Annotated in this window: 26 protein-coding genes; 14 read left to right on the top strand and 12 right to left on the bottom strand. The window is 62.1% G+C overall.

The genetic code is table 11. From position 1 onward, the window contains the following. Positions 1-4 precede the first annotated feature (4 nt). The gene (gene gatC, locus ACF8GF_RS07320; RefSeq protein WP_003255165.1) at positions 5-292 is read right to left on the bottom strand and encodes an Asp-tRNA(Asn)/Glu-tRNA(Gln) amidotransferase subunit GatC; all 288 of its coding nucleotides are present in this window, start codon (positions 290-292) and stop codon (positions 5-7) included. A 205-nt stretch (positions 293-497) separates the two neighbouring features. Here gatC and mreB point away from each other — a divergent pair, with 205 nt between their 5' ends. The 8 genes from mreB (at position 498) to tldD (ending at position 11,604) form a co-directional block, all read left to right on the top strand. Next, positions 498-1,535, top strand: a complete 1,038-nt coding sequence (gene mreB / locus ACF8GF_RS07325; RefSeq protein ID WP_003255163.1) for a rod shape-determining protein MreB — start codon at positions 498-500, stop codon at positions 1,533-1,535. A 166-nt stretch (positions 1,536-1,701) separates the two neighbouring features. Then, positions 1,702-2,754, top strand: coding sequence for a rod shape-determining protein MreC (gene mreC, locus ACF8GF_RS07330; protein WP_176683826.1), 1,053 nt, complete (start codon positions 1,702-1,704; stop codon positions 2,752-2,754). Beyond that, a complete protein-coding gene (gene mreD, locus ACF8GF_RS07335) occupies positions 2,754-3,242 on the top strand; it encodes a rod shape-determining protein MreD (RefSeq protein WP_176683756.1) in 489 nt (162 codons plus the stop codon). Before mreC ends, mreD begins: the two co-directional genes overlap by 1 nt. A gap of 32 nt (positions 3,243-3,274) precedes the next feature. Continuing rightward, positions 3,275-3,886, top strand: coding sequence for a nucleoside triphosphate pyrophosphatase (locus ACF8GF_RS07340; RefSeq protein WP_176683755.1), 612 nt, complete (start codon positions 3,275-3,277; stop codon positions 3,884-3,886). A 54-nt stretch (positions 3,887-3,940) separates the two neighbouring features. After that, positions 3,941-5,398: a ribonuclease G gene (rng, locus tag ACF8GF_RS07345; protein WP_021781845.1), complete on the top strand. Its 1,458-nt coding sequence runs from the start codon at positions 3,941-3,943 to the stop codon at positions 5,396-5,398. Between the two features lie 82 nt (positions 5,399-5,480). Next, positions 5,481-9,302 (top strand): YhdP family protein, encoded by a 3,822-nt coding sequence (locus tag ACF8GF_RS07350; protein ID WP_392487882.1) that lies wholly within the window; start codon positions 5,481-5,483, stop codon positions 9,300-9,302. Positions 9,303-9,310: 8 nt separating this feature from the next. Next, a complete protein-coding gene (locus ACF8GF_RS07355; protein ID WP_176683753.1) occupies positions 9,311-10,162 on the top strand; it encodes a carbon-nitrogen hydrolase family protein in 852 nt (283 codons plus the stop codon). A gap of 2 nt (positions 10,163-10,164) precedes the next feature. Beyond that, a complete protein-coding gene (gene tldD / locus ACF8GF_RS07360) occupies positions 10,165-11,604 on the top strand; it encodes a metalloprotease TldD (RefSeq protein WP_209967842.1) in 1,440 nt (479 codons plus the stop codon). A gap of 57 nt (positions 11,605-11,661) precedes the next feature. Here the strand turns inward: tldD and yjgA are convergent, their stop codons facing one another. Next, on the bottom strand, positions 11,662-12,183 hold the full coding sequence (gene yjgA, locus ACF8GF_RS07365; RefSeq protein WP_003255152.1) for a ribosome biogenesis factor YjgA: 522 nt from the start codon (positions 12,181-12,183) through the stop codon (positions 11,662-11,664). A gap of 109 nt (positions 12,184-12,292) precedes the next feature. On the opposite strand from yjgA, the gene pmbA reads away from it, so the two are divergent. From pmbA to ACF8GF_RS07395, 6 genes are all read left to right on the top strand, one after another. Next, positions 12,293-13,639, top strand: a complete 1,347-nt coding sequence (gene pmbA, locus ACF8GF_RS07370) for a metalloprotease PmbA (RefSeq protein ID WP_176683751.1) — start codon at positions 12,293-12,295, stop codon at positions 13,637-13,639. A gap of 243 nt (positions 13,640-13,882) precedes the next feature. Then, positions 13,883-14,284 (top strand): hypothetical protein, encoded by a 402-nt coding sequence (locus ACF8GF_RS07375; protein WP_012051310.1) that lies wholly within the window; start codon positions 13,883-13,885, stop codon positions 14,282-14,284. Continuing rightward, complete coding sequence (locus ACF8GF_RS07380) at positions 14,277-15,653, top strand: class II fumarate hydratase (protein WP_392487883.1); 1,377 nt, start codon at positions 14,277-14,279, stop codon at positions 15,651-15,653. The genes ACF8GF_RS07375 and ACF8GF_RS07380 overlap by 8 nt, the downstream gene beginning before the upstream one ends. Before the next feature lie 27 nt (positions 15,654-15,680). Continuing rightward, positions 15,681-16,142 carry a hypothetical protein gene (locus ACF8GF_RS07385; protein ID WP_176683749.1) on the top strand — a complete coding sequence of 154 codons (462 nt, stop codon included), beginning with the start codon at positions 15,681-15,683 and terminating at the stop codon, positions 16,140-16,142. Position 16,143: 1 nt separating this feature from the next. After that, entirely contained in the window at positions 16,144-16,755 is a 612-nt protein-coding gene (locus ACF8GF_RS07390) for a superoxide dismutase (protein WP_176683748.1), read from the top strand. Between the two features lie 11 nt (positions 16,756-16,766). After that, a complete protein-coding gene (locus ACF8GF_RS07395; RefSeq protein WP_176683747.1) occupies positions 16,767-17,660 on the top strand; it encodes a ZIP family metal transporter in 894 nt (297 codons plus the stop codon). 24 nt (positions 17,661-17,684) lie between these two features. Here ACF8GF_RS07395 and ACF8GF_RS07400 read toward each other — a convergent pair whose 3' ends face one another. From ACF8GF_RS07400 to ACF8GF_RS07445, 10 genes are all read right to left on the bottom strand, one after another. Further along, positions 17,685-17,957, bottom strand: a complete 273-nt coding sequence (locus tag ACF8GF_RS07400) for an HPr family phosphocarrier protein (RefSeq protein ID WP_010952144.1) — start codon at positions 17,955-17,957, stop codon at positions 17,685-17,687. Positions 17,958-17,976: 19 nt separating this feature from the next. After that, the gene (gene rapZ / locus ACF8GF_RS07405; protein WP_176683746.1) at positions 17,977-18,831 is read right to left on the bottom strand and encodes an RNase adapter RapZ; all 855 of its coding nucleotides are present in this window, start codon (positions 18,829-18,831) and stop codon (positions 17,977-17,979) included. Positions 18,832-18,833: 2 nt separating this feature from the next. Further along, positions 18,834-19,298 (bottom strand): PTS IIA-like nitrogen regulatory protein PtsN, encoded by a 465-nt coding sequence (gene ptsN / locus ACF8GF_RS07410; protein WP_003255137.1) that lies wholly within the window; start codon positions 19,296-19,298, stop codon positions 18,834-18,836. Positions 19,299-19,310: 12 nt separating this feature from the next. Then, a complete protein-coding gene (hpf, locus tag ACF8GF_RS07415; RefSeq protein ID WP_003255135.1) occupies positions 19,311-19,619 on the bottom strand; it encodes a ribosome hibernation-promoting factor, HPF/YfiA family in 309 nt (102 codons plus the stop codon). Positions 19,620-19,698: 79 nt separating this feature from the next. Further along, on the bottom strand, positions 19,699-21,192 hold the full coding sequence (locus ACF8GF_RS07420; RefSeq protein ID WP_028697418.1) for an RNA polymerase factor sigma-54: 1,494 nt from the start codon (positions 21,190-21,192) through the stop codon (positions 19,699-19,701). A gap of 176 nt (positions 21,193-21,368) precedes the next feature. Next, complete coding sequence (gene lptB / locus ACF8GF_RS07425) at positions 21,369-22,094, bottom strand: LPS export ABC transporter ATP-binding protein (protein WP_176683745.1); 726 nt, start codon at positions 22,092-22,094, stop codon at positions 21,369-21,371. Further along, positions 22,095-22,619 (bottom strand): lipopolysaccharide transport periplasmic protein LptA, encoded by a 525-nt coding sequence (gene lptA, locus ACF8GF_RS07430; RefSeq protein WP_176683744.1) that lies wholly within the window; start codon positions 22,617-22,619, stop codon positions 22,095-22,097. Continuing rightward, the gene (lptC, locus tag ACF8GF_RS07435) at positions 22,606-23,178 is read right to left on the bottom strand and encodes an LPS export ABC transporter periplasmic protein LptC (protein WP_176683743.1); all 573 of its coding nucleotides are present in this window, start codon (positions 23,176-23,178) and stop codon (positions 22,606-22,608) included. The genes lptA and lptC overlap by 14 nt, the downstream gene beginning before the upstream one ends. Before the next feature lie 8 nt (positions 23,179-23,186). Continuing rightward, entirely contained in the window at positions 23,187-23,711 is a 525-nt protein-coding gene (locus ACF8GF_RS07440; protein ID WP_176683742.1) for an HAD family hydrolase, read from the bottom strand. A gap of 12 nt (positions 23,712-23,723) precedes the next feature. After that, positions 23,724-24,698: an SIS domain-containing protein gene (locus tag ACF8GF_RS07445; RefSeq protein WP_176683741.1), complete on the bottom strand. Its 975-nt coding sequence runs from the start codon at positions 24,696-24,698 to the stop codon at positions 23,724-23,726. Positions 24,699-24,859 lie beyond the last annotated feature (161 nt).

Genomic DNA, 24,859 nt, shown 5'->3' on the forward strand with positions numbered 1-24,859 from the left:
TCCCTTACTCGATGACTTTGGGAACCAGGTACAGACCGCTTTCGGTCGACGGCGCAATGGCCTGGTAGGCGTCGCGCTGGTTGCTTTCGGTGACTTGGTCGGGACGCAGGCGCTGGCTGGCCTCCAGCGGGTGGGCCAGGGGCTCGATGCCAGTGGTATCGACCGCTTGCATCTGGTCGACCAGGCCGAGAATGCTGTTCAGGGCGTCAGTAATGCGTGGCAGTTCGCCATCATTCAGGCCCAGGCGGGCCAGATGGGCGATCTTTTCCACGTCGCAGCGTTCAAGCGCCATGAGGATCTCCAAGGGAAACAAAGAACGGAATTTGGGTCCGCAGTGAGGAACATGTCAGCTTTCTGGCGGTCTAACGGCCGCGAAATTCTGCTGGCGTGCTCGGAAAAACAGCCAATTTAACATATTGGCTCCTTGCCCAAAATCCCTGCCATTGTTAGAGTTTGCCGCACTTTTTTACCCACGCTTTCCCCAGGGTCACTTTCCCATGTTCAAGAAACTGCGTGGCATGTTTTCCAGCGATCTTTCGATCGACCTGGGTACTGCCAACACCCTTATTTACGTGCGTGAGCGCGGTATCGTCCTGAATGAACCCTCGGTTGTTGCCATCCGTACCCATGGCAACCAGAAAAGCGTCGTCGCCGTCGGTACCGAAGCCAAACGCATGCTGGGCCGTACGCCTGGCAACATTGCAGCCATTCGTCCGATGAAGGACGGCGTCATCGCCGACTTCAGCGTCTGCGAAAAAATGTTGCAATATTTTATCAACAAGGTTCACGAGAACAGCTTCCTGCAGCCAAGCCCGCGCGTGCTGATCTGCGTGCCGTGCAAGTCGACCCAGGTAGAGCGCCGCGCCATCCGCGAGTCGGCCCTCGGTGCGGGGGCCCGTGAAGTGTTCCTGATCGAAGAGCCGATGGCCGCTGCCATCGGTGCAGGCCTGCCGGTTGAAGAGGCCCGCGGTTCGATGGTCGTCGATATCGGTGGTGGTACCACTGAAATCGCCCTGATCTCGCTGAACGGCGTGGTCTATGCCGAGTCCGTCCGTGTGGGCGGTGACCGCTTCGATGAAGCCATCGTGACCTACGTGCGCCGCAACTACGGCAGCTTGATCGGCGAATCCACCGCCGAGCGTATCAAGCAGGAAATCGGTACTGCCTACCCAGGTGGTGAAGTACGTGAAGTCGACGTGCGTGGCCGCAACCTGGCCGAAGGTGTGCCGCGTGCCTTCACCCTGAACTCCAACGAAGTGCTCGAAGCGCTGCAGGAATCGCTGGCGACCATCGTCCAGGCGGTCAAGAGCGCCCTCGAGCAATCGCCGCCCGAGCTTGCTTCGGACATCGCCGAGCGCGGCCTGGTGCTGACCGGTGGTGGTGCGCTGCTGCGTGACCTCGACAAACTGCTGGCCCAGGAAACCGGCCTGCCGGTAATCGTTGCCGAGGACCCGCTGACCTGCGTCGCCCGTGGCGGCGGTCGCGCCCTGGAAATGATGGACAAGCACGCGATGGACCTGCTCTCCAGCGAGTGATCCCGCTCGCTGTTCACGAGCGCCCGGTTTACAGGTAGTACACACAGTGCTACCTGTATGTGCTGCGCTGGTGCCCGTTTGGGGCACCGTATCCGTCAACCCGCAACCAGGCTGGTGCGTTGTTCCATGTCCAATGACCTCCTGAGTCGTCCACGAGGAACGGCCCATTAAACCGCTTTTCTCCAAGGGCCCTTCGCTGGGCGTTCGCCTCCTCGTTCTTGTGGTGATGTCGGTCGCGTTGATGGTTGTCGACGCGCGCTTCGACGTGCTCAAACCCGTGCGCAGCCAGATGGGCCTGGTGCTGATGGAATCGTACTGGATCACCGATTTGCCGCAGCGTGCCTGGCAAGGTGTGGCCGGCCAGTTCGGTAGCCGCACCGAGCTGATTGCCGAAAACGAGAAGCTCAAGACCGAAGCCCTGCTGCTGCAGGGGCGCCTGCAGAAGCTGGCAGCCCTGACCGAGCAGAACGTGCGGCTGCGCGAGTTGCTCAACTCTTCGGCGCTGGTCAACGAAAAGGTTGAAGTGGCCGAGCTGATCGGTGTCGACCCCAACCCGTTTACCCACCGCATTCTGATCAACAAGGGTGAGCGTGATGGTGTGTTCCTGGGCCAGCCGGTGCTCGATGCCCGCGGCCTGATGGGCCAGGTCGTAGAGTTGATGCCCTACACCGCGCGGGTACTGTTGCTGACCGATACCACCCACAGCATTCCGGTGCAGGTCAACCGCAACGGTCTGCGTGCCATCGCCAGCGGCACTGGCAACCCGGAACGCCTGGAGTTGCGCCATGTGGCCGACACTGCCGACATCAAGGAAGGCGACCTGCTGGTCAGTTCCGGCATGGGGCAGCGCTTTCCTGCCGGCTACCCGGTGGCCACGGTCAACGAAGTGATCCACGATTCCGGCCAGCCCTTTGCCATCGTTCGTGCCATCCCTACCGCTGCACTCAACCGCAGCCGCTATATGCTGCTGGTGTTCAGTGACCGACGTAGCCCGGAGCAGCGCGCCACCGATGCCGCCATTGCCCAGGAAGAGGCTGATCGCAAGGGCGCTGCACCTGCTGGCCATCCGACCGCTACCAGTGATCAGGTCGCACCCGCCGCTGGCACGCCTGCCGCGTCGGTCACACCGGCAGCACCGGCCACTCCGGTCGCGCAGCCAGCAGTCCCGTCTGCTGCACCTGCCACGCCGGCTGCACCCGCTCAACTCCGGAGGCAATGATGGCTGCATCACGCCGCAATAACGGCTGGATCATCTGGCTTACTTTCGCCATCGGCCTGCTGCTCAGCGTTTCCCCCATGCCGCAGTTCATGGAGGTGTTCCGGCCCATGTGGCTGGCCTTGCTGGTGTCGTTCTGGACCCTTGCCGTGCCGAACAAAGTCGGCATGACCACGGCGTTCGTGTTGGGCCTGGCCGAGGACGTGCTGTATGGCACCCTGTTGGGGCAGAATGCGCTGGTTCTTACCTTCATCACCTTTCTGGTGCTGTCCCTGCAGCAGCGTCTGCGCATGTTCCCCATGTGGCAGCAAAGCCTGGTCATTCTGGTGATCTTTGGTATCGCCCAGTTGATCCAGTTGTGGCTCAGCGCACTGACCGGCAACCGCCTACCCACCCTGGCGCTGGTCTGGTCGGCGGTGATCAGTGCCTTGCTCTGGCCGTGGATCAGCTTTGCCTTGCGCGACCTGCGTCGACGCTTGCATATCAACTGACGGCAACGCGCCGCTGACAGGGAGATGTCTGAATGACCCCGTTATACCTGGCTTCCGGCTCGCCCCGTCGTCGTGAACTGCTGACGCAGATCGGCGTGCCGTTCATCGTCATCAGTGCCCCCGTCGATGAAACTCCGCTACCCAGCGAAAGCGCCCCTGCCTACGTCGAACGCCTGGCCCGGGCAAAGGCTGCCGCCGGCCTGGCCAGCATCGATGGCCCGGCTGTAGTGCTCGGCGCTGACACCGCAGTGGTACTCGATGGTCGTATTCTCGGCAAGCCGGAAAACCGCGAAGATGCCTTGGCCATGCTGGCTGACCTGTCAGGCCGTGAGCATCAGGTGCTGACCGCTGTCGCTCTGGACGATGGCCAGCGGGTGCACAGTTTTTGCGTTACCAGCAAGGTGCGCTTTCGCGCCATCGGCACCGATGAAGCGCAACGCTATTGGGCCAGCGGCGAGCCAGCAGACAAGGCTGGCAGCTATGCCGTGCAGGGGCTGGGTGCGGTTTTCGTCACCGGCCTTTCCGGCAGCTACTCGGCGGTGGTCGGCTTGCCGCTCTGTGAAACGGCCGATTTGCTTGGCCAGTTCGGCATCGCCTGCTGGCAATCGCTCGCGCATACGCCAGAGGTAACAAACCCGCAGTAGCCAGCAGTGCATACGCCATCCATCATAAGAAAGAACCTTTGACGAGAGCCTGCCATGAGTGAAGAGATCCTGATCAACATCACCCCGATGGAGTCACGTGTGGCGGTGGTGGAAAACGGGGTGCTGCAGGAAGTGCACGTCGAGCGCACCCAGCGCCGTGGCATCGTCGGCAATATCTACAAGGGCAAGGTGGTGCGTGTGCTGCCAGGCATGCAGGCGGCCTTCGTCGACATCGGCCTTGAGCGCGCTGCATTTATCCATGCCTCGGAGATCTCCCAGCGTGAAGGCTCGGCGGTAGAGAACATCACCGCACTGGTACATGAAGGCCAGGCTCTGGTGGTGCAGGTGACCAAGGACCCGATCGGCACCAAGGGGGCGCGCCTGACCACCCAGCTATCGATTCCGTCGCGCTACCTGGTGTACATGCCACGCAGCAGTCATGTCGGTATCTCGCTGAAAATCGAGGACGAAGCCGAGCGTGATCGCCTCAAACAGGTGGTCAGCGACTGCATGGATAGCGAGAACATCAAGGATGCCGGCGGCTTCATCCTGCGCACCGCCGCCGAAGGCGCGCGTGCCGAGGAGATCTTGCAGGACATTCGCTACCTGCGCCGCCTGTGGGAGCAGATTGGCACCCAGATCAAGACCTGTGGCGCGCCCACGGTCATTTATGAAGACCTTGGCCTGGCCCTGCGTACCCTGCGTGACCTGGTCAACCCGAAGATCGAGAAGATCCGCATCGACTCGCGGGAAACCTTCCAGAAGACCACGCAGTTCGTCGGCGAGCTGATGCCGGAAATAGCCGACCGCCTCGAACATTACCCGGGCGAGCGCCCTATCTTTGACCTGTACGGCGTCGAAGACGAGATCCAGCGGGCCCTGGAGCGCAAGGTGCCGTTGAAGTCCGGCGGTTACCTGGTGGTCGACCCGGCCGAAGCGATGACCACCATCGACGTCAACACCGGGGCTTTCGTCGGCCATCGCAACCTCGAAGAAACCATCTTCAAGACCAACCTCGAGGCCGCTACCGCCATCGCCAGGCAACTGCGCCTACGCAACATTGGCGGCATCATCATCATCGACTTCATCGACATGGAAGACGAAGATCACCAGCGCCAGGTTCTGCGTACCCTGGAAAAACAGCTGGAGCGCGATCACGCCAAGACCAACATCATCGGCATCACCGAACTGGGCCTGGTGCAGATGACCCGCAAGCGCACGCGGGAAAGCCTGGAGCAGGTGCTGTGCGAGCCGTGCCTGGCCTGTCAGGGCCGCGGCAAGCTGAAAACGCCCGAGACCATCTGCTACGAAATATTCCGCGAGATCCTGCGTGAGGCCCGCGCCTATCAGGCCGAAGGCTACCGTGTGCTGGCCAACCAGAAGGTGGTCGACCGCCTGCTGGATGAGGAGTCAGGCAACGTGGCGGAACTGGAAGCCTTCATCGGTCGAACCATTCGCTTCCAGGTCGAGTCGATGTATTCGCAGGAACAGTACGACGTGGTGCTGCTCTGAGGCCTTCTGAAACACGCCACGGTATCGTCGGGCTGGTAAAACCGGCACTACGGGCCATCATGGATAAACGACTTGGAGGGCCATGGCCATGGGACGTCTGAACCGCGTTCTTGTCGCTCTGACCCGCTGGGGGTTGGGCATTTGTGCCCTGCTGGCCGTATTGGTGGCGCTGTATGTCAGCCTTGGCCGTGAACTGGTGCCGCTGGTCGCCGAGTACCGTGCCGACTTAGAAAGCAAGGCCGAGCAGGCGCTGGGCCTGCCCGTGCATGTCGGTGCCCTGGAAGGGCACTGGAGCGGGTTGGCCCCCGTGCTGCGGGTGCGCGACCTGCAACTGGGCGAAGGCACCAAGGCGCTGCGGCTTGACGACGTCATGGTAGTGCCCGACATCTGGGCCAGCCTCACCGCCCGTGAAGTGCGCCTGGCGCGCATTCAGCTGGGCGGGCTGCAACTGATCCTTCGCGAGAACGAGCGGGGCGCCTGGAGCCTGGAGGGCCTGCCGAAGAAGGACGACGCGCCGCTGGACCCTGCCGACTTGCTGCAGCGCCTGCGGCAGTTGGGGCGCATCGATGTATTCGACAGTCTGGTCACCCTGCACCCCTGGCAGCGCGACCCGCTGACCCTGACTTATGTGAGTGCTGGCCTGCAGGCCGGTGCCACACGTCAGGCATTGGACTTGCGCGCGACCCTGCCTGATGGCCAGCCCCTGGCGCTGAGCCTGAACAGCCGTATGTCGGCCGAGGCTTGGCGTGATGGCGAGGTACAAGCCTATGTGAGCCTGCCGCAAAGTGACTGGGCACATTGGTTGCCACCCAGGGTGTTGGGGCAGTGGCATGCGGATACCCTGCGGGCGGGCGGTGAGTTCTGGATCGGCTGGGGCAAGGGGCAGTTGCAACGGGCCGTCGTAAGGCTCAATGCACCCAGGCTGCAGGGGGCCTATGCCGGGCGCAAGGCTGCCGACCTGAATAACCTCGCTTTGGGCGCCTGGTTCCAGCGCCGGGAGCAAGGCTTCGATGTGGTCGTCGACTCGTTGGCCATGGACCTCGGCAAGGCCCGCTGGGAGTCTCACCTGCAGTTGCAGCAGCGCCCTGGCCAGAACGCAGCCGATGAAAGCTGGCAGTTACAGGCCGACCGCCTCGACCTCACTCCGCTGACTCCGCTGATCGACGCCCTGGCACCATTGCCGGACAAGGTGAAGGATGTGGTCGATGGCTTGAAGGTGACCGGTGCGTTGCGCAATGTGCGCCTCGAGGTCAGGCCCAAGGCCGAGGGTGACCAGCGCCTGCAGTTCGCGGCCAACCTGGAGAAGGTAGGCTTCGATGCTTATTACAACGCTCCGGCGGCCGGTAACGTCAGTGGCAGCATCAACGGTGACCTGGGCCACGGCGAGCTGCGCCTGGATACCGATGCGTTCATGCTGCATCTGTACCCGATCTTCGCCAAGCCCTGGCACTACCAGAAGGCGAATGCGCGCCTGACCTGGACCTTGGACAAAGACGGTTTCACCCTGATTGCGCCCTATCTCAAGGTGCTGGGCGAAGAGGGCAAGATCGCCGGCGACTTCCTGATTCGCCTGTTCTTCGAGGAAGGCCGCGAGGACTACATGGACCTGCGCGTCGGCCTGACCGAAGGCGATGGCCGCTATACCGCCAAGTATCTGCCCGAAGTGCTCAGCCCGGCCCTCGACGAATGGCTGCGCAGCGCGATCATCAAAGGTGCTGTGGACCAGGGCTACTTCCAGTATCAGGGCTCGCTGAACCATGGCGCAGCGCCGGAGGCGCGCAGCATCAGCCTGTTCTTCAAGGTGCATGACGCCGCCCTGGACTTCCAGCCCGGTTGGCCACAGGTGCAGCATGTGGATGGCGATGTGTTCATCGAGGACAGTGGCGTGCGCATCTTGGCCCGGCGAGGCGTGCTGCTCGACACCAAGGTCAGTGATGTAACAGTGGATATCCCGCATGTCGACGGTGACCAGCACAGTCACCTTTACCTGGACGGCGACTTCGACGGTAGCCTGGGTGATGGCCTGAAGATTCTCAAGGAGGCGCCCATCGGCACTGGTGAAATTTTCGCCGGCTGGGAAGGTGAGGGGCCGCTGAAGGGCAAGGTCAAGCTCGATATCCCGCTGGCCCATGGGCTGCGCCCAAAAGTGCAGGTGGACTTCGCCACCAGCGATGCGCGCCTGAAAGTTGCTCCGCCCAGCCTGGAGTTGAGCCGCCTGAAGGGAGACTTCAGCTTCGATTTCGACAAGGGCCTGAGTGGCAAAGGCATCAGCCTACAGGCCTTCGGCAAGCCGGTAACGGCTCGAATAACCGCTGAAGGTCAGGCTGGGCAGATGCAGACCCGCATCAATGCCAATGGCCAGGTATCGCTCAAGACGCTGACTGACTGGCTGCAATTCAACCAGGCTTTGCCGGCATCCGGTGACCTGCCGTATCAGTTGCAACTCAGTCTGGGGAGCCGGGACAACCACCTGAGTGTCACTTCCAGCCTCAAGGGCCTGGCCATCGACCTGCCGGCTCCGTTTGGCAAAGCGGCGGCAGATACCCGTGACAGCCGTTTCGACATGAGCCTTCAGGGACCGGAGCGGCAATTCGATGCCGCCTACGCCGACCTTGCCCGCTTCGCCTATGCCGCACCGGCCGAGAAGTTGACTCAGGGCCGTGGCGAGCTAGTGCTGGGCACAGGCGACGCCCGGGTACCTGCCAGCCAAGGGCTGAGGGTGCGCGGGCGACTGGAGACGCTGGACCTGGCCCCCTGGCAGGAACAGGCTGCCCGGCTGGCTGGCGACGACCCGGGTGGCAGCGCGCGGCAGAACTTGCAAAGCGTCGACCTGAGCATAGGCCAGTTGAAAGCCTTCGGCATGGATCTGAACCAGGCCGTGGTTCGCCTGGCCCGGGCCGGCCCGGCCTGGGATTTGCGCCTCGACAGCAAGGAAGTCATCGGTAACGCACGCGTTCCGGATGCCAAGGGCGTGCCCATGGCCGTGCGCATGCAGACCTTACGCCTGCCTGCCGCCAGCGCCGCTGAGCAGCAGGCTGAAGACGGCCCCGACCCGCTGGCCTCGTTCGATCCGCGCAAAGTCCCGGCACTGGACCTGAGCATCGACAAGCTCTATCGCGGTGACGATCTTTACGGCAGCGCCTCGATCAAGCTGCGGCCGACCGCACGTGGCGTTAAAGCCAGTGATATCGACCTCGATCTGAAGGGGTTGCGCATCGATGGCGGCGGTGGCTGGGAAGGTGAAACGGGCAAAACCAGCAGTTGGTACAAAGGGCGCCTTGACGGCAAGAATCTGGCGGATGTGCTCAAGGCCTGGGGCTTTGCCCCGACTGTGACCAGCCGCGACTTCCGCCTGGATGTGGATGGCCGCTGGCCGGGCTCGCCCGCCGCGGTGGGCCTGAAACGCTTCTCGGGCAGCATGGATGCGGCGCTGCGCAGCGGCCAGTTCGTCGAGGTCGAAGGCAGCGCACAAGCACTGCGGGTGTTCGGCCTGCTCAACTTCAACTCGATTGGCCGGCGCCTGCGTCTGGACTTTTCCGACCTGTTTGACAAGGGCCTGGCCTATGACCGGGTCAAGGGCTTGCTGGTGGCCAGTAGTGGCGTGTACGTGACCCGCAATCCGATTACCGTGACCGGCCCGTCGAGCAACTTCGAGCTCGACGGCACGCTGGACATGGTCAGCGACCGGGTCGATGCTGACTTGCAGGTGAGCCTGCCGGTGACCAACAACCTGCCGCTGGCAGCGTTGATCGTCGGCGCGCCGGCTGTGGGCGGTGCGCTGTTCCTGGTCGATCGGCTGATCGGTGACCGCGTGTCACGCTTTGCCAGCGTGCACTACCGTGTCGAAGGGCCGTGGAAAGAGCCTAGAATCACATTTGTGAAACCTTTCGAGAAATCCCGCTAGGAGTACCCATGAAGGCAGCGGTAATCCAGATGGTCAGCCAGGACGACGTGCAGGCCAACCTGCAGCGTGCCGGTGCCCTGTTGGAGCAGGCCGCGTTGGGCGGCGCGCGGTTGGCGGTGCTGCCAGAGAACTTTGCCGCCATGGGGCGCAAGGACGCTGCTGCCATCGGCCGTGCCGAGGCTTTGGGGCAAGGGCCCATTCTGCCATGGTTGAAACGCACCGCCCGCGACCTCAAGTTATGGATTGTTGCCGGTACTTTGCCCTTGCCACCGGCCGGCCAGCCCGATGCCAAGGCCCATGCGTGCTCGTTGCTGATCGATGAACACGGCGAGGTGGCGGCACGGTATGACAAGCTGCACCTGTTTGACGTGGACGTAGCCGACAACCGGGGCCGTTACCGCGAGTCGGATGACTACGCACAGGGTGCTCAGGTAGTGGTGGCTGATACGCCGGTCGGGCGGCTGGGGCTGAGCGTGTGTTACGACCTGCGCTTTCCCGAACTGTACAGCGCGCTGCGCGCTGCCGGCGCGGAGCTGATCACCGCACCGGCAGCTTTTACTGCAGTGACCGGCGCAGCACACTGGGAGGTGCTGGTGCGTGCCCGGGCCATCGAAACCCAGTGTTACCTGCTGGCTGCGGCACAGGGCGGCGCCCACCCCGGTCCACGGGAAACCCATGGTCATGCGGCGATCGTCGACCCTTGGGGGCGCATTCTCGCAGAACAGGCGCAAGGTGAAGCGGTACTGCTTGCCGAGCGCGACATTGAAGAACAAGCGTCCATTCGGGCGCGCATGCCGGTGGTATCGCACCGGCGCTTTTTTTCGCAGGGCGCGTTGCGGCCTGCGCACACCTCGGAGTGACTATGAGCCAGATGTTATCCACCGTCAGCGAGCAGCTCCTGGCCCCAGGCGGCTTGACCCTGGACAGCCTGCAGAGCGTGCTGGGTGAGTTGGCTGGCCCCGGCATCGACGCCGCCGACCTGTATTTCCAGGGCCAGATCTCGGAAACCTGGGCGCTGGAAGACGGCATCGTCAAAGAGGGCAGCTTCAACCTCGACCAGGGCGTGGGCGTGCGTGCCCAGTCCGGCGAAAAAACCGGCTTCGCCTACAGCAACGCGATCAACCTTGAAGCGCTGACCTCGGCAGCCCGTGCTGCCCGTTCGATTTCCCGTGCCGGGCAGAACGGCACGGTGCAAGCCTTCCGCAGCCAGGAGGTGGCCGCCCTGTATGCCGCGGACAACCCGCTGGACGTGCTCAGTCGTGCCGAAAAGGTCGAGTTGCTTAAACGTGTCGATGCCGCCACCCGTGCCCTGGACCCGCGCATTCAGCAGGTCAGCGTGAGCATGGCTGGGGTTTGGGAGCGTATTCTGATTGCTGCGGCCGATGGCAGCCTGGCCGCCGACGTACGTCCGCTGGTGCGCTTCAATGTCAGCGTCATCGTCGAGCAGAATGGCCGTCGCGAACGCGGTGGGCAGGGCGGTGGCGGGCGTACCGATTACCGCTTCTTCACCGAAGAGCGGGTGATGGGCTATGCCCGCGAGGCTCTGCGCCAGGCCCTGGTGAACCTGGAAGCGATCCCGGCGCCGGCCGGTACCTTGCCGGTGGTGTTGGGCCCGGGCTGGTCGGGCGTGCTGTTGCACGAGGCTGTTGGCCATGGCCTGGAAGGCGACTTCAACCGCAAGGGCAGTTCGGCATTCAGCGGCCGCATTGGCGAGAAAGTGGCGTCGAGCCTGTGCACCATCGTTGACGATGGCACCCTTGAAGGCCGCCGTGGTTCTCTGAGCGTGGACGACGAAGGCACCCCGACCGAATGCACCACGCTGATCGAGAATGGTGTGCTCAAGGGCTACATGCAGGACAAGCTGAACGCGCGCCTGATGGGCATGGCAGTGACCGGCAACGGCCGCCGTGAATCTTACGCGCACCTGCCGATGCCACGCATGACCAACACCTACATGCGTGCCGGCGAAAGCGACCCGCAGGAGATCATCGCGTCGGTGAAGAAGGGGATCTACTGCGCCAATCTCGGTGGTGGGCAGGTGGATATCACCAGCGGCAAGTTCGTGTTCTCCACCAGTGAGGCCTATCTGATCGAGGACGGCAAGATTACCGCGCCGGTGAAGGGCGCAACCTTGATCGGTAATGGTCCCGAGGCGATGAGCCGGGTTTCGATGGTCGGTAACGACCTGGCACTGGACAGCGGGGTAGGGACGTGCGGCAAGGACGGGCAGTCGGTGCCGGTCGGGGTGGGGCAACCTACCTTGAAGCTGGATGCGATTACCGTAGGCGGTACGGGCGCTTGATGGCTTCGGGAGTCGTTGTGGGAGCGGGCATGCCCGCTCTCACAGGGGCCCAGCCTGTCAGCGTAGCCCGCGTTGCAACTCGTCGAGGTCGCGAATGTACTTGAACACCTTGCGCGCGGCGGCAGGCGGCTTGTTCCGCGCCTTCTCGTGCTGGGCATGGCGCACCAGCGAGCGCAGTTGCTGGCGGTCGGTGTCGGGGTACTCGTTGACGAAGCGCTCGAGGTCTTCGTCGTTACCGTCGATCAACCGGTCACGCCAGCGCTCCAAACTGTGGAAGCGTTCGTTGTACTGGCGAGTCGAGCTGTCCATCTGCTCGAGCAAGGCGTGGATGGCATCGAGGTCTTGCACGCGCATGAGCTTGCCGACGAACGACATGTGGCGTTTACGGGCGCCATGAGCGGTGTGCTTGCTGGCCTCGGCCAGTGCCTTGCGCAGCTCGTCGGTCAATGGCAGGCGCGCCAAGGTATCGGCCTTGAGCGTGGTAAGCCGCTCGCCGAGTTCGACCAGCGCATGCAGTTCGCGCTTGATCTGGGTTTTGCTTTTTTCGCCGTCGAAGGCGTCGTCGTTTGAATCAACCATGGTGGCAGTCCGCTAGAAATCGCCGCCATGATAACCAGTCGGGGGCCGCTTGTCCGGCCCGGTCGTAGAATGACCCCAAGCCGTACGCAGAATTTGAGTGGAGAGAACCATGAGTGCAGTCCAGAGCGTAGGTCCGAGAGACCTGCCAGCATTGCAGGAACAGGTCGAGGCGATCATCGCCGAGGCGCGTCGTCAGGGGGCCAGTGCCTGCGAAGTGGCGGTGTCGCTGGAGCAGGGGCTGTCCACCACCGTACGCCAGCGTGAGGTCGAAACGGTCGAGTTCAACCGCGACCAGGGCTTTGGTATCACCCTCTATGCTGGCCAGCGTAAAGGTTCGGCCAGCACCTCGGCCAGTGGCCCGGAGGCGATCCGCGAGACCGTCGCCGCAGCGCTGGCAATTGCCAGGCACACCTCCGAGGATGAATGCTCGGGCTTGGCCGACGCGGCACTGATGGCGCGTGAAATCCCTGATCTGGACCTGTACCACGACTGGGATATCGAGCCCGAGAAGGCCATTGAAATGGCCTTGGCCTGCGAGGCCGCGGCCTTCGACGCCGACCCGCGCATCCTCAACGCCGATGGCACCACCCTCAATACCCACCAGGGCTGCCGCGTGTATGGCAACAGCCATGGATTCATCGGTGGTTACGCCTCGACCCGGCACAGTCTGAGCTGCGTGATGATTGCCGAAGGCGACGGGCAGATGCAGCGTGACTACTGGTACGACGTGAACCGCCAAGGCAACCTGCTGGCCGACCCGCGCAGCATCGGCGTGCGCGCTGCCCAGCGTGCCGCCAACCGCCTTGGCGCCCGGCCGGTGCCGACTTGCGAGGTACCGGTGCTGTTCTCGGCCGAATTGGCCGGTGGCCTGTTCGGTAGCTTCCTGTCGGCCATTTCCGGCGGCAACCTCTACCGCAAGTCGTCGTTCCTGGAGGGTACCATTGGCCAGCGCCTGTTCCCTTCCTGGCTGACCCTCGACGAGCGCCCGCATATTCCGCGTGCGTTGGGCAGTGCTGCGTTCGACGGTGATGGCCTGGCCACCTATGCCAAACCTTTTGTCGAAAAAGGCGAGCTGGTGTCGTACTTGCTGGGCACCTACTCCGGGCGCAAGCTGGGTTTGCCGAGTACTGCCAATTCCGGTGGCGTGCACAACCTGTTCGTCAGCCACGGTGTCGAAGATCAGGCCGCGCTGATTCGCCGCATGGGGCGCGGGCTGCTGGTGACCGAACTGATGGGGCATGGCTTGAACATGGTGACGGGGGACTATTCCCGCGGTGCGGCGGGGTTCTGGGTCGAGAATGGCGAGATTCAGCATGCCGTGCAGGAAGTCACCATCGCCGGAAACATGAAGGACATGTTCCAGCAGATTGTCGCGATTGGCAGCGATCTTGAAACCCGTAGCAACATTCATACGGGCTCGGTGCTGATCGAGCGGATGACCGTTGCTGGTAGCTGATCTTTAGCCTGCGCCGGCCCTTTCGCGGATCAATCCGCTCCTACACGGTAGTGGACGCACATCGGGGTTGGACACCGGCCGTTGTAGGAGCGGGTTTACCCGCGAAGAGGCCGGCACACACTACACCTTTCTCTGCAAATCCGAAGACCCGGCCCTCGCGCCGGGTTTTTATTTCATCACCTTTTTCTTGAAGTGATTCTGTTTATCACTTAATAATGAATATCATTATCCAGTAACCCGGCGATGATGTTCATGAAATCCGTCCTCCGCGAACTGCCCTACCTGGAAAACTGGCGCTGGCTCAGCCGGCGCATTCGCTGTGCGCTCGACCCCGACGAGCCGCGCCTGATCGAGCATTACCTGGCCGAAGGCCGCTATCTGGTGTGTTGCACCGAAACCTCGCCATGGACGGTGGCGCTGACAGCGTTTCGCCTGCTGCTGGATACCGCCTGCGATCGCATGCTCCCCTGGCATTGGCGTTGCCTGTGCCTGGATCAGGCGTGGCGCCCTCTGCTGGACCTGCGCAACCTCGACCGCCAGGAACAGAACCAACGCTGGCAACCCTACGCCCTGCAGTTGGCCAATTGCCGTCTGCTGCCTTCGATTTCTCCCGATGAACTGATGCAAGGATTTGATGATGAGTGATACCCGTATCGAGCGTGACAGCATGGGTGAGCTGCAGGTGCCGGCCCAGGCCCTCTACGGCGCCCAGACCCAGCGCGCGGTCGACAACTTCCCGATCAGCGGCCAGCGTATGCCGGCCCAGTTCATTCGTGCCTTGTTGCTGGCCAAGGCCGCTGCGGCCAAGGCCAACGTCGAACTGGAGCAACTGTCTGCCGGGCAGGGCCAGGCTATCGTCAAGGCTGTCGAGCAACTGCTGGCCGAGGACTTCATCCAGCACTTCCCGGTGGATGTGTTCCAGACAGGCTCTGGCACCAGTTCGAACATGAACGCCAATGAGGTGATCGCCACCTTGGCTACCCATGTACTGGGTGAGGCGGTCAATGCCAATGACCACGTCAACTGTGGCCAGAGCAGCAATGACATCATTCCGACCACCATCCACGTCAGTGCCGCGCTGGCCCTGCACGAGCAGTTGCTGCCAGCCCTGGCGCACCTGGTACAGGTGATCGAGGTCAAGTCGGCACAAGTACATTCATTCGTGAAGACCGGTCGTACTCACCTGATGGACGCGATGCCCGTGCGCATGAGCCAGGTGCTGGATGGCTGGGCTGCGCAGATCAATGCTGCCAAGGCGCATATCGAAGCGATGCTGCCGCACCTGCAGGCGCTGGCCCAGGGCGGAACTGCCGTGGGTACCGGCATCAATGCCCATCCACAGTTCGCGGTCGGTTTCGCTCGCCAGCTCAGTGGCCTGACCAAGGTCGAGTTCACGCCCGGCCAGAACCTGTTCGCCCTGATCGGCTCGCAGGACACTGCCGTGGCGTTGTCTGGCCAGCTCAAGACCACCGCTGTGGCGTTGATGAAAATCGCCAACGATCTGCGCTGGATGAACTCCGGCCCGCTGGCCGGTCTGGGCGAAATCGAGCTGCAAGCTCTGCAGCCGGGCTCTTCGATCATGCCAGGCAAGGTCAACCCGGTGATCCCGGAGGCCACTGCCATGGTCTGCGCCCAAGTGATTGGCAACGACGCGACCATCGCCGTCGCCGGCCAGTCCGGTAACTTCGAGTTGAACGTGATGCTGCCGGTGATCGCCCGTAACCTGCTGGAAAGCATCGAACTGATGGCCAACGTCAGCCGCTTGCTGGCCGACAAAGCCATCGCCACCTTCAAGGTCAACGAAGACAAACTCAAGGAAGCCCTTGCGCGCAACCCGATCCTGGTCACTGCATTGAATCCGATCATCGGCTACCTCAAAGCCGCCGAAATCGCCAAGACCGCCTACAAGCAAGGTCGCCCAATCATCGATGTTGCGCTGGAGCACACCGACCTGTCCCGCGACCAGCTCGAAGCGCTGCTGGACCCGGAAAAGCTCACCGCCGGCGGTATCTGACACTGCGTCACCGCCCAGGAGACAGCCATGCAGCACTGGAAACGCACCACGGAAACCGCCAACCGCCTATTCGAACAAGGCGAGCTGGTGGACGCCCGGGAACACTACCTGCAAGCCTTGGCGTTGGCCCAGGTGCTGTTCGAGCGCTGGCATGACGTGGACGAAGCGGTGGCTGCATTCGTCATCGCCCACCACAACCTGGCTGACCTGCACCTGCGCCTTGACCAGCCGCATGAAAGCGCCGACTACCTGTGCGCTGCTCACCAGCGACTGCTGCAGGCCTGCCAGGAAGTGCGCCTGCCTCAGGCGCTGCGTGATGCCGCCTTGCGCCACAGTGCGCGCACTTACACCGAGCTGCTGAGTTTCATTGCCGAGTATGGCCAGTACCCGCGTACCGAGCGCTTGCTCAACCGCCACAGCGCCGGGGCCAGCGAGCTCGCTGCCCAGCCGGATGTAACACCCAGAACCCATGCCTACGGAATTCACTGACATGCCCCATACCTTGCCTGCATTGCCATACGCCTACGATGCGCTGGAACCACACATTGATGCCCAGACAATGGAAATCCACCACACCAAGCATCACCAGACTTACGTGAACGGCCTCAATGCCGCCCTCGAAGGTACCGAGTGGGCCGAATGGCCGGTGGAAAAACTGGTCGCTGCCGTCAAGCAACTGCCGGAAAACCTGCGTGGCGCCGTGACCAACCACGGCGGTGGTCACGCCAACCACAGCCTGTTCTGGACTGTCATGTCGCCTCAGGGCGGTGGCGAGCCTGTGGGCCAACTGGCGCAAGCCGTCACTGCACAACTTGGCGGCTTCGAGGCTTTCAAGGAGGCTTTCACCAAAGCCGCGTTGACCCGCTTCGGCAGCGGTTGGGCCTGGCTCAGCGTGACGCCGCAAAAAACCTTGATGGTGGAGAGTAGCGGCAACCAGGACAGCCCGCTGATGCACGGCAATACGCCGATCCTCGGCCTGGACGTGTGGGAGCACGCGTACTACCTCAAGTACCAGAATCGTCGCCCGGAATACATCGGTGCCTTCTACAACGTCATTGACTGGGTGGAAGTTGAACGTCGTTACCTTGAAGCCCTGAAGTGAGTCGGACCGGTATGCGCTCTGAGGTGATGTCTGTCAGCAGTGTGCGCCTGTTCCGCCTGGCGCTTGGGACTTTGCTTTTGCTGGCTGGCGCCGCGTTATTGGTGGCGCGGGGCCTCGCCTGGCTAGACCTCGACCCGCGCATGCTGCGCGCCCTGGAGGGCGGTGCTTTGTGCGCACTGGGTACGGCACTGGGCGCAGTACCGGTACTGGTCATTCGCAATATGCCGGTGGCGCTGGCGGATACGCTATTGGGCTTCGGTGCTGGCGTGATGCTGGCGGCCACCGCGTTTTCCCTGATCATGCCGGGCCTGGCGGCGGCTCAGTCTATTGGCTTCAGCCCTTGGGGGGCAGGTGGCCTGGTCAGTTTTGGCCTGATGTTCGGGGCGTTGTGCCTGTTCCTGGTCGACCTCAAGGTTTCCTGGGCTTCGCCGGAAGCGCTGGTGGGCACGGTAAACCAACCGGTGATTGCAGCGCGCATCTGGCTTTTCGTGATTGCCATCATTGCCCACAACATCCCCGAAGGTATGGCCATTGGTGTGTCGGCCGGGGGTGGAATGGCCGACGCCGACAGCCTGGCCATGGGCATTGCCTTGCAGGATGTGCCTGAGGGGCTGGTGATCGCGCTGGTGCTGGCAGGGGCGGGCATGCCGCGCTTCAAGGCCTTCCTGATCGGCGCAGCCTCAGGCTTGGTCGAGCCGCTGGCGGCGTTGATCTGTGCCTGGCTGGTGAATGTTGCCGAACTGCTGCTGCCGCTGGGGCTGGCCTGTGCAGCGGGGGCGATGTTGCTGGTGGTCACCCAGGAAATCATTCCAGAATCGCGCAGCAACGGCCATCATCGTCTGGCCAGCCTGGGGCTGTGTACAGGTTTCTGTCTGATGATGGTGATGGATACCGCGATGTCCTGATGCAAGCGCAGGTGTGTGGGTGGGCTATTCGCCTTCGTCAAAGAAGTTGTTGATCAGCTCGACCAGTGCGTCCATGGCGTCGCTGTCCTGCTCGCCTTCGGTATGCAGGTGCACCTGGGTGCCTTTGCCTGCTGCCAGCATCATCACCGCCATGATGCTCTTGCCATCCACCAGCTTGTCCGGGGCGCGACCGACCCGCACCTGGCAGGGGAAGCGGCCGGCCACACCGACGAACTTGGCTGCCGCCCGGGCATGCAGACCCAGCTTGTTGATGATGGTGATTTCGCGGGCGGGCATCGTGGGGCGGATCCTTGGGCTAGAGGTCGCGATGGCGGACCTGGACGTTTTTCAGGGTTTTCTGCAGCTGTCGACCAAGGCGCTCGGTGATGTACACCGAACGGTGATGGCCGCCAGTGCAGCCGATGGCGATGGTTACGTAGGCGCGGTTGCTGGCAGCGAAGCGGGGCAACCACTTGAGCAGGTAGCTGGAGATGTCGTTGTACATGTCTTCGACATCCGGTTGTGCGGCCAGGTAGTCGATCACGGGTTGATCGAGACCCGAGTGCTCACGCAGCTCTGGCTTCCAGTAGGGGTTGGGCAGGCAGCGCACGTCAAAAACCAGGTCGGCGTCGACCGGCATCCCCCGCTTGAAACCGAACGACTCGACCAGAAACGCTGTGCCGGGCTCGGGCTGGTTCAGCAGGCGCAGCTTGATCGAGTCACGTAACTGGTACAGGTTCAGGTTGGTGGTGTCGATCTTCAGGTCGGCCAGGTCGGCAATAGGGCCCAACAATTCGCTTTCCACGCGGATCGCTTCCGCGAGCGAGCGGTTGGCGTTGGTCAGGGGGTGCCGCCTGCGGGTTTCCGAGAAACGTTTGAGAAGGACCTCTTCATCGGCATCCAGGTACAACACGTCACACTGGATGTGCCGGGCGCGGGCTTCTTCAAGCAGTTCGGGGAAGCGCGTCAGGTGGCTGGGCAGGTTGCGCGCATCGATAGACACCGCCACCTTGGGCTGCAGCAAATCGGTGTTGATCAGTGCATTTTCCGCCAACTGCGGCAGCAGCCCGGCGGGTAAATTGTCGATGCAATAGAAACCGCTGTCTTCCAGGACATCGAGGGCGGTGCTCTTGCCGGAGCCGGACCGGCCGCTGACGATGATCAGGCGCATGTTCAGTGCTCGTTCTGTACGTCCAGGACAACCTGGAACAGGGCCTCATTGCTGGTGGCCGCACGCAGCCGATCACGGACTTCCTTGCGATCGAGCATGCTGGCGATCTGACGCAGTAGTTCAAGGTGGGCATCGGTGGCCGCTTCGGGCACCAGTAGCACAAACAGCAGGTCAACCGGCGCGCCATCGATAGCGTCGTAATCGATAGGGGCTTCCAGGTGCAGCAGGGCGCTGACGGGAGCGGAGCATCCTTCAAGCCGGCAGTGCGGGATGGCGATGCCATTGCCGAAACCGGTAGAACCGAGCTTTTCCCGGGCTACCAGTTTTTCGAAGACGTCCTGCATCTCCAGTTCTGGCACTTGGTCGGCGATGACAGTGGCGACCTTTTCCAGGGCGCGCTTCTTGCTGCCGCCCGGCACGTTCACGAGGGAACGGCCGGGGGTCAGGATGGTTTCAAGTCGGATCATGGATGAGGGGGATCAGCGGGCAGCTGCACCTTGCAGCAGGCTTTGCTGTTTTTCCTTGTGTTTTTTCAGTTGGCGGTCGAGCTTGTCGGCCAGGGCGTCGATCGCTGCATACATGTCTTCGTGTTCGGCGTTGGCTACCACTTCGCCGCCGGGAATCTGCAGGGTCGCCTCGACCTTCTGCTGAAGCTTCTCGACTTTCATGATTACCTGCACGTTGGTGATCTTGTCGAAGTGACTCTCCACGCGGGCGAGCTTTTCAAGCACGTAATCGCGCAGTGGCTGGGTGACTTCTACATGCTGTCCACTGATATTGACTTGCATACAGCTTCTCCTTTGTTGCCCGTGCATAAAGAGGCAGGTCTTGCACCTGCCACGAAAACGCTGTGGCACATCTCAGGGGCTACATCAGTCGCTTGCGCTCGCTCGACGGTGCGATGCCGAGTGACTCGCGGTACTTGGCGACGGTGCGACGGGCTACCTGGATGCCTTGTGCCTCCAGTAAACCAGCGATCTTGCTGTCACTCAATGGCTTTTTCTGATTTTCCGCTGCAACCAGTTTCTTGATGATCGCGCGGATCGCCGTGGACGAGCATTCTCCGCCTTCGGAGGTGCTGACATGGCTGGAGAAAAAGTATTTCAGTTCGTAGATGCCACGCGGGGTGTGCATGTATTTCTGCGTGGTAACCCGTGAGATGGTCGATTCGTGCATGCCTACTGCTTCGGCAATATCATGCAGCACCAGCGGCTTCATCGCTTCGTCGCCGTGGTCGAGGAAGCCGCGCTGGTGCTCGACGATCTGCGTGGCGACCTTCATCAGGGTCTCGTTGCGGCTTTGCAGGCTCTTGATGAACCAGCGCGCTTCCTGCAGCTGGTTGCGCATGAAGGTGTTGTCGGCGCTGGTGTCGGCACGGCGAACGAAGCCGGCGTATTGAGGGTTGACGCGCAGGCGTGGGATGGCTTCCTGATTCAGCTCTACCAGCCAACGGTCGCTGTCCTTGCGCACGATGACGTCGGGCACCACGTACTCGGGCTCGCTGGACTCGATCTGCGAACCCGGGCGCGGGTTAAGGCTTTGCACCAGTTCGATGACCTGGCGCAGTTCGTCTTCCTTGATTTTCATCCGCCGCATCAGCTGGCTGTAGTCACGGCTGCCGAGCAGGTCGATGAAGTCGGTGACGAGGCGCTTGGCTTCGGTCATCCACGGAGTTGTAGCGGGTAGTTGGCGCAGTTGCAGCAACAGGCATTCACCGAGGTTGCGGGCGCCGACGCCAGCCGGCTCGAACTGCTGGATGCGGTGCAGTACTGCTTCGACCTCGTCCAGCTCGATATCCAGCTCCGGGTCGAAACCGGCACAGATTTCCTCGAGTGTGTCCTCCAGGTAGCCCTGACCGTTGATGCTGTCGATCAGGGTCACGGCAATCAAGCGGTCGGTATCGGACATCGGCGCCAGGTTCAACTGCCACAGCAGGTGGCTTTGCAGGCTCTCGCCGGCCGATGTACGGGTGGTGAAGTCCCACTCGTCGTCATCGTTGCTCGGCAGGCTGCTGGCGCTGGTCTGGTAGATATCTTCCCAGGCGGTATCGACCGGGAGCTCGTTGGGGATGCGCTCGCTCCACTCACCGTCTTCCAGATTGTCGGCGCTGACGGCGCTTTCCTGGAAGCTGTTGTCCTGAACTTCGGCGGCCGGTTTGTTCTCGGCGTTGTCGGCCATCGGGTCGCTGTTGTCGAAGTCTTCGCCGTCTTCCTGACGTTCGAGCATCGGGTTGGACTCCAGCGCTTCCTGGATTTCCTGTTGGAGGTCCAGGGTAGAGAGCTGGAGCAGGCGGATGGCCTGTTGCAACTGAGGTGTCATCGTCAGTTGCTGGCCCATTTTTAGGACGAGCGATGGTTTCATGGCAGGGGCTTAATACCTTGTTCGCCGGCGCGCATGCGCCATCCACTACACGAGGGCGCCGGAGCGCCAGATCAAGCAAGTTTTATGCCTTAAATTGTAGCGTTTGCCTAGAGTACCGTAACAACTTTACCCGCAGTCTCACGGCTTGCTTGCCAGTACTTCAGGCGCTTTTCGGGTCAGAGGCGGAACTCGTGGCCCAGGTAAACTTCTTTGACCAGGTCGTTTGCCAGGATGGTTTCAGCGTCGCCTTCGGCGATCAGTCGGCCATCGTTGACGATGTAAGCGGTCTCGCAGATATCCAGGGTTTCACGCACGTTGTGGTCGGTAATCAGTACACCGATACCTTTGGCCTTGAGGTGGTGGATGATCTGCTTGATGTCGCCGACCGAAATCGGGTCGACACCGGCGAACGGTTCGTCCAGCAGGATGAATTTGGGTGCGGTCGCCAGGGCGCGGGCAATCTCGACACGGCGGCGTTCGCCACCGGACAGGCTCATGCCGAGGTTGTCGCGGATGTGGCTGATGTGGAACTCCTGCAGCAGGCTTTCCAGCTCTTTGCGGCGGCCGTCCCGGTCGAGGTCCTTGCGGGTCTCGAGGATGGCCATGATGTTGTCGGCTACCGACAGCTTGCGGAAGATCGAGGCTTCCTGGGGCAGGTAGCCGATGCCGGCGCGCGCGCGGCCGTGCATGGGCTGGTAGCTCACATCGAGGCTGTCGATCAGTACGCGGCCCTGTTCGGCCTGGACCAGACCGACAATCATGTAGAAGCAAGTGGTCTTGCCGGCGCCGTTGGGGCCGAGCAGGCCGACGATCTGACCGCTTTCGATCGACAGGCTGACATCACGTACTACCTGTCGCCCCTTGTAGCTCTTTGCCAGGTGCTGGGCTTTGAGGGTTGCCATTTACTCGGCCTTCTTCTTGGGCTGGATCACCATGTCGATACGCTGACGGGGTGTTGTCACGTTGCTACCGCGACCGGCGGTCGCCACCTGGGTCTGGGTGTTGTAGACGATCTTCTCGCCTTCGGTGGTGTTGCCTTCGTTCTCGACCTTGGCGCGGTCGGTGAGAATGACCAAGTCCTTCTGCGACTGGTACTGGATGGTCACGCCCCAGCCTTTCATCTTGTCCGGCTTGGCTGCGCTCTGCTGCTGCTCGAAGTAGGCCAGGTTGCCCACCGAGGTCACTACGTCGATATCGCCGGAGGCGGAGCGGGTAATGGTCACGGTGTTGCCTTTGATCATCATCGAACCCTGGGTGATGATCACGTCGCCGGTGTAAGTGGCCACGCCTTGCTTGTCATCCAGGTGGGCGTTGTCGGCCTGGATGCGAATAGGCTGGTCACGGTCATTCGGCAGGGCGAGGGCGCTCGCGCTTCCCAGTGCTGCGCTCAGGCTGAGCAAAAGGGGGAGGGTTTTAACGAGCCTCATACTGTCCTCTTACGTTAGAGAGCAAGTCCATCTTGCCTTCTTTCAAATACGCTTTCATGCCTTTGCCCGTAGTTGTGCCTCCGGCGCCGTCGATTCTAACGGCTTGCTCGGTCTGCGCATATTGCTTCTGCGGGAACACGGTCATGCGTGAGCTGGTAATGATGGTTTCACGCTGCTTTTCATCGGTGCGGGCAATCCGTACCTTGTCAATCAGTTCGACCTCGGTACCGTCCGGATTGACCTCGGCGCGTGTGCTCTGCACATGCCACGGGTACGCAGTGCCGCGGTACAGGTGCAGGTCCGGAGTGGTCACCTGGGTGATTTCGCTGGTCTTGAGGTGTTCGATCCTGTCGGCGGTCATTTCGTATTGCAGTTTGCCGTCGGGCAGGAACTGCACGCTGTGGGCGTTGATCGCGTAGTAATCGATGGCGCTTTCGTCGACCTGGGCCACAGGCTTGTCGAGGAAGCTTTCCGGGCTGACATTCCAGTAGCCGATGGCTACCAATAGGGCGGCTATCGCCCCGAGCAGCGCAATGTTTCGGGCTTTCTTGCTGAGCATGGGCAGCCTTACAGGTAGTTGGCGTTGGCAGCGTCCAGGGTGCCCTGGGCGTGCATGATCAGTTCGCAGAATTCACGGGCCGCGCCTTCGCCGCCGCGTGCCTGGGTCACGCCGTGGGCATGCTGGCGTACGAATGGTGCGGCGTTGGCTACGGCCATGCCCAGAGCCACCCGGCGAATCACCGGCAGGTCGGGCAGGTCGTCGCCCAGGTAAGCCACTTGATCATAGCTTAGGCCCAGTTCGGCGAGCAGGCCGTCAAGTACCACCAATTTGTCCTCCCGGCCTTGGAAGAGGTGCGGGATACCGAGGTTCCTGGCCCGGCGTTCGACCACTGGTGTCTTGCGCCCGCTGATGATCGCGGTGGTCACGCCCGAGGCCATGAGCATCTTGATGCCCTGGCCGTCGAGGGTATTGAACGTCTTGAATTCGCTGCCATCCTCGAGGAAATACAGGCGCCCGTCGGTGAGCACGCCGTCCACGTCGAACACTGCCAGCTTGATGCCTTTGCCGCGTTGCATGAGGTCCTGGTTCATTCCATCGCTCCTTTACATTACGCCGGCGCGCAGCAGGTCATGCATGTTCAGGGCACCGGTAGGGCGGTCTTCACGGTCCACCACCACCAGAGCGTTGATCTTGTGGTCTTCCATTATCTTCAGGGCTTCGGCGGCGAGCATGTCGGCACGCGCAGTCTTGCCATGAACGGTCATGACCTGGTCGATCAGAGTGGTGTGCACATCGATGTTGCGGTCCAGGCTGCGGCGCAGGTCACCGTCGGTGAAGATCCCGGCCAGCTTGCCGTCGGCTTCGACGATCACGGTCATGCCCAAACCTTTATGGGACATTTCCAGCAGCGCGTCCTTGAGCAGGGTGCCGCGTGGTACTTGAGGCAGATCGTCGCCGGCGTGCATCACGTTCTCGACCTTCAGCAGCAGGCGGCGGCCCAGCGCTCCCCCGGGGTGTGAGAAGGCAAAGTCCTCGGCAGTGAAGCCGCGGGCTTCAAGCAGGGCGATGGCCAGGCAGTCGCCCAGCACCAGCGATGCGGTTGTCGAGGAAGTGGGGGCCAGGTTCAGCGGGCAGGCCTCTTGCTCGACGCGGGCGTCAAGATTGACTTCGGCGGCCTGGGCCAGCGGCGAGTCGGGGTTGCCAGTCAGGCTGATCAGCTTGATACCCAGGCGCTTGATCAGTGGCAGCAGGGTGACGATTTCGGCAGTGCTGCCGGAATTCGACAAGGCAAGGATGACATCGTCGCGAGTGATCATGCCCATGTCGCCATGGCTGGCTTCGGCCGGGTGTACGAAAAACGCCGGGGTGCCGGTGCTGGCCAGGGTCGCGGCGATCTTGTTGCCGATGTGCCCGGACTTGCCCATGCCGACCACGACGACCCGGCCCTTGCTGGACAGAATCAGTTCGCAGGCTTTGACGAAATTGTCGTCGATGCGCGCCAAAAGGGCCTCCACGGCCTTGAGTTCCAGGCGCAGAGTGCGTTGGGCGGATTGGATCAGCTCGCTGGATTGGCTCATGTCGAAAAAGCAATGCCTGATGAAAAGGCGACGATTATACGCGTAATGATGAAAACCCTCACCTCCTCGATTACTGCAGCAAATACCACCAAAGTCTGTCGCGGGGCTGAACGGCTGGTTGCCCGGCCTTGGGGCGGCGCTGTCAGCGGTGCTATAGTTCG

This window comes from Pseudomonas sp. yb_5 (assembly GCF_043103865.1).
GTDB classification, from domain to species: Bacteria; Pseudomonadota; Gammaproteobacteria; order Pseudomonadales; family Pseudomonadaceae; genus Aquipseudomonas; species Aquipseudomonas putida_Y.

Excerpts from the sequence above, each read along its gene's own strand:
- lptC (WP_176683743.1), bottom strand. The coding sequence starts at position 23,178 with ATGCTCAGCAAGAAAGCCCGAAACATTGCGCTGCTCGGGGCGATAGCC.
- mreB (WP_003255163.1), top strand. The coding sequence starts at position 498 with ATGTTCAAGAAACTGCGTGGCATGTTTTCCAGCGATCTTTCGATCGAC.
- gatC (WP_003255165.1), bottom strand. The coding sequence starts at position 292 with ATGGCGCTTGAACGCTGCGACGTGGAAAAGATCGCCCATCTGGCCCGC.
- tldD (WP_209967842.1), top strand. The coding sequence starts at position 10,165 with ATGAGCCAGATGTTATCCACCGTCAGCGAGCAGCTCCTGGCCCCAGGC.
- ACF8GF_RS07340 (WP_176683755.1), top strand. The coding sequence starts at position 3,275 with ATGACCCCGTTATACCTGGCTTCCGGCTCGCCCCGTCGTCGTGAACTG.
- rng (WP_021781845.1), top strand. The coding sequence starts at position 3,941 with ATGAGTGAAGAGATCCTGATCAACATCACCCCGATGGAGTCACGTGTG.
- ACF8GF_RS07390 (WP_176683748.1), top strand. The coding sequence starts at position 16,144 with ATGCCCCATACCTTGCCTGCATTGCCATACGCCTACGATGCGCTGGAA.
- mreD (WP_176683756.1), top strand. The coding sequence starts at position 2,754 with ATGGCTGCATCACGCCGCAATAACGGCTGGATCATCTGGCTTACTTTC.
- ACF8GF_RS07350 (WP_392487882.1), top strand. The coding sequence starts at position 5,481 with ATGGCCATGGGACGTCTGAACCGCGTTCTTGTCGCTCTGACCCGCTGG.
- lptA (WP_176683744.1), bottom strand. The coding sequence starts at position 22,619 with ATGAGGCTCGTTAAAACCCTCCCCCTTTTGCTCAGCCTGAGCGCAGCA.
- ACF8GF_RS07355 (WP_176683753.1), top strand. The coding sequence starts at position 9,311 with ATGAAGGCAGCGGTAATCCAGATGGTCAGCCAGGACGACGTGCAGGCC.
- ACF8GF_RS07395 (WP_176683747.1), top strand. The coding sequence starts at position 16,767 with ATGCGCTCTGAGGTGATGTCTGTCAGCAGTGTGCGCCTGTTCCGCCTG.
- ACF8GF_RS07400 (WP_010952144.1), bottom strand. The coding sequence starts at position 17,957 with ATGCCCGCCCGCGAAATCACCATCATCAACAAGCTGGGTCTGCATGCC.
- lptB (WP_176683745.1), bottom strand. The coding sequence starts at position 22,094 with ATGGCAACCCTCAAAGCCCAGCACCTGGCAAAGAGCTACAAGGGGCGA.
- rapZ (WP_176683746.1), bottom strand. The coding sequence starts at position 18,831 with ATGCGCCTGATCATCGTCAGCGGCCGGTCCGGCTCCGGCAAGAGCACC.
- hpf (WP_003255135.1), bottom strand. The coding sequence starts at position 19,619 with ATGCAAGTCAATATCAGTGGACAGCATGTAGAAGTCACCCAGCCACTG.
- ACF8GF_RS07445 (WP_176683741.1), bottom strand. The coding sequence starts at position 24,698 with ATGAGCCAATCCAGCGAGCTGATCCAATCCGCCCAACGCACTCTGCGC.
- ACF8GF_RS07420 (WP_028697418.1), bottom strand. The coding sequence starts at position 21,192 with ATGAAACCATCGCTCGTCCTAAAAATGGGCCAGCAACTGACGATGACA.
- ACF8GF_RS07375 (WP_012051310.1), top strand. The coding sequence starts at position 13,883 with ATGATGTTCATGAAATCCGTCCTCCGCGAACTGCCCTACCTGGAAAAC.
- ACF8GF_RS07380 (WP_392487883.1), top strand. The coding sequence starts at position 14,277 with ATGAGTGATACCCGTATCGAGCGTGACAGCATGGGTGAGCTGCAGGTG.
- pmbA (WP_176683751.1), top strand. The coding sequence starts at position 12,293 with ATGAGTGCAGTCCAGAGCGTAGGTCCGAGAGACCTGCCAGCATTGCAG.
- ptsN (WP_003255137.1), bottom strand. The coding sequence starts at position 19,298 with ATGATCCGACTTGAAACCATCCTGACCCCCGGCCGTTCCCTCGTGAAC.
- ACF8GF_RS07385 (WP_176683749.1), top strand. The coding sequence starts at position 15,681 with ATGCAGCACTGGAAACGCACCACGGAAACCGCCAACCGCCTATTCGAA.
- ACF8GF_RS07440 (WP_176683742.1), bottom strand. The coding sequence starts at position 23,711 with ATGAACCAGGACCTCATGCAACGCGGCAAAGGCATCAAGCTGGCAGTG.
- yjgA (WP_003255152.1), bottom strand. The coding sequence starts at position 12,183 with ATGGTTGATTCAAACGACGACGCCTTCGACGGCGAAAAAAGCAAAACC.